The 3477-nt window shown below is 43.9% G+C and carries 1 protein-coding gene; it reads left to right on the forward strand.

What is annotated here, in order from left to right:
* Positions 1-1054: 1054 nt before the first annotated feature.
* Positions 1055-3477: malectin domain-containing carbohydrate-binding protein (locus WBA23_RS03750; protein ID WP_424580910.1), on the forward strand; the 2423-nt coding region annotated here is incomplete at its 3' end.

A 3477-nucleotide genomic window follows, 5' to 3' on the forward strand; every position in this document is an offset into this window, starting at 1 on the left:
GGCCCACTTTGAAAATCATCTCTAAGATCGGTAATTATGTATGTTTAGTCGCTACAAAATTGCCGATCTTTTCTCTTTTCTGAAAATCCAACCTCACCCTACTTTATTTTTGTGTACGGTACTGAAAGTTATAAAAGCGATTGGCTATCGACCTAAAGACAGGGTACCACAGAGTCGCTCATCAATGGCTATAATTACCAATACAATCTTTCTTTAGTAGAATTCTTATTTGCTAGAATTCAGTGTATTATCACTGCCGACGGTCTGGTTTAGAAGTGGTCAAAAAACGGTTCGTTAAAACGGATGTGGATTAATTTATTAGCCTTAAAAAAGGCCAAATTATAAATATTTCCTGTTCAATTTGATGGTTCTCATACTCCTACCAAGAGTGGAGGGAGAAGCAGTGGACTATCAAGCCTACAAAAAGACTAAACAACAAACGCAGTGTTTCCAACCGACAAACAAGGAATGCCCTTAGCGATGTTTAACCCTGTTCTAGGCACTTATCATGACCTATTTGACATTGAACTTTTCTCCACTAGAATGCTAACACTGGCTTTGATAGTGAAGGCTTCAAAACACTTTGTTTTTTTAAATGATATTATAAACCAATATTGACTTCAATAAAAGAAATTCAAAAAACAAAGATAATCAATCATTATTGGTTGATGGGCTTTATAAAGAACGTTTTTCAGCCGAGCGGACAAACGCTCGGTTAGATAAACTCAAAGCTCTATTTGTACGGTTCGCAACTAAAACACATACTTGGATTGACTTGCACTATTTAGCTTTTTTGAGCATCCTCATTGGAAATCAAATAACACATTCTTAAACAAGTTCTTCTTAATAAAGTACTAATTATTAGTTAGTATAAAACCAAAGGAAAACTTGCTAAAATTGGTATAAAAGTTAAAATGAGAAAATCTATTTATCGCAGAATACAGCTTTGCTTTATCTTTTAGCTAAATAGTGAAATACTGCAACTAAAACACTATCTTGACTGAGATTATATAAGTATCTATATACTTTTCTATCCACATTTTTAGCTATTACGATGATTAAATTTTTATCTCACTATTGTTTATTTGGAATACTATTTTTCAATGGTTTTCAATTTTTAGAAGCACAATCCGTTACCTCATTTACCCTAATTAATGCTACTACTGATGTCGAGATCGGTCAACTGTCCGAAGGCGATATTATTAATCTCTGGGAGCTAAACGGCGACGCTCTTAACGTGAATGCTAACACCAATCCATCCACCGTAGGTAGCGTGAAATTTATCTTACAGGGCACCCCTTTCCGTACCGAAAATGTAGCTCCCTACGCGCTGGCGGGTAATTCGGGGACGAACTACGCTGATTGGCGCCCCATTCCCGGCGAATACGTTTTAGAAGCAATTCCGTACGCACAATCGAAGGGGCAAGGAACCGCTGGAACATCCTTAACCGTCAATTTTACGGTGGTGAATCAGGAACCAATAGCCACTGTACCAGCCGCCCCCTCGCAATTATCGGTTAGTGCGGATCAGCCTGGGGTAGCGGTGCTTCAGTGGGAAGATAATGCTACGAACGAAACGAGCTTTTTGATTGAATTTACCAACGACTTTGGTGGCAGCGATGATTGGGAATTGTTAACTACCTTAGCGTCTAACAGTACCAGCTACACCGATAATACATTAGATGAGCAAGGTTATCGCTACTATCGCGTGGCAGCTGTTAACGAAGTTGGCTCATCCGATTTTAGTCAGGCCGTCCAGGTAGCTAACTTCCCCTATCCGCCAACCGATATCGTCGTTTCTAACGTTACTACCAATTCGTTTGATATGCGTTGGACGGAGCCACCCTACGGCAACGATTACCAAATAGATATTGCCCCGTCGGAAGATGGGGACTACGAGTACTTTGACGCTTTCTACTTCGGCTACACTGATTTTGGTTACTCAGGGTTTGAACCGGGTACCACCTACTACTTTCGGATGCAAACCAACTTCAGCAGTCTGTCCTCCGATTGGACCTACTTTACGGTGACCACCCTAAGCGATCCGCAATCCGAACTTCCGGCGGTGGTTCGCATTAACGCCGGGGGGCCAGAGGTAAGTTATGGTGACTCGGTTTTTGTTGCCGATGAATACTTTAGCGGGGACGGTAAGTCGTACACCAACTCCAGTATCACGGATATCGCCAATACTACCCAGGACGAACTGTATCTGACCGAACGAAGTACCAATAAGAGCTTACAATCATTCAGCTACGCTATCCCCGTAACCAATGGTGCGTACGAAATTAAGCTACATTTTGCTGAAATCTACTTCGGAGCTACCGGGGGTGGTTCGGGTGGCAGCAACAAAAGAGTGTTCAGTGCTAAACTGGAAGGCGAACCAGTTTTAGTCGACTACGACATCAACGACGAAGTGGGAGCAATGACTGCCACTGTTAAAATCTTTTCTACTCAGGTAGACGATCAAAAACTGAATTTGACCTTTTCCGCTAGCGTCAATCAGCCCAAGCTATCTGCATTGGAGGTTTACGGTGAAGGAAGCCTAATTAATGATTCATCGGTTCCAGCCGTGGTAAGAATCAATGCGGGGGGAAGCGAAGTGAACTACGGAGATTCCGTTTTTGTAGCAGATACCTACTTTTCAGGAAATGGAAAATCATACTCAAATTCAAATATTACAAATATTGCTAATACCACGCAGGATGAATTATACTTAAGCGAGCGCAGCACGAATCAAAGCTTACAGTCATTTGATTATAACATCCCGCTGACCAATGGCGATTACGAAGTGCGGTTGCACTTTGCTGAGATATACTTCGGAGCAACTGGAGGTGGCTCGGGCGGAAGTAACAAACGGGTATTTAGCGTTACGGCCGAAGGGGCACCTATTCTCGCCAATTACGATATTAATGCCCAGGTGGGCCCCATGACCGCGGTAATTGAAACTTTCACCGTATCGGTAACCGATGAGACCCTGAATCTAAACTTCTCAGCCAGCGTCAACCAGCCCAAAGTATCGGCTATTGAAATTTACGGGGAGGGAAGCTTACGAGACGAACCCACTGCCTGTGGTTGGAACGACTTAGCTGGTTCATCTCTTGCCAAGGTAGAAGCTCAGAGTGCCAAGGTAAACGGCAAACTCTACGTATTAGCCGGCTTTATGGCCGGGTTAAAGATCACCGGGGCGACTGAAATTTACGATCCGGCTACTGATAGCTGGTCATTGGGTGCCCCGATGCCTACTCCGGTTACTCACATGGGAGCTACCGCCATTGGCGACGAAATATGGATTGTGGCGGGATTTGTCGGCAACCATCCCGGAGCCGCCACGGATTTAGTCCAAGTCTACAATACCACTACCGATACCTGGCGGCAGGGTCCCGCACTACCGAATCCGCGGGGTTCAGGAGCATCCGCTTACGCCAATGGAAAATTGCATTTCTTCGGTGGTTTGCTGCCCGACCGTAGAACCGACGT

Origin of the sequence: Tunicatimonas sp. (assembly GCF_049647865.1) — a bacterium.
GTDB lineage: Bacteria > Bacteroidota > Bacteroidia > Cytophagales > Cyclobacteriaceae > Tunicatimonas.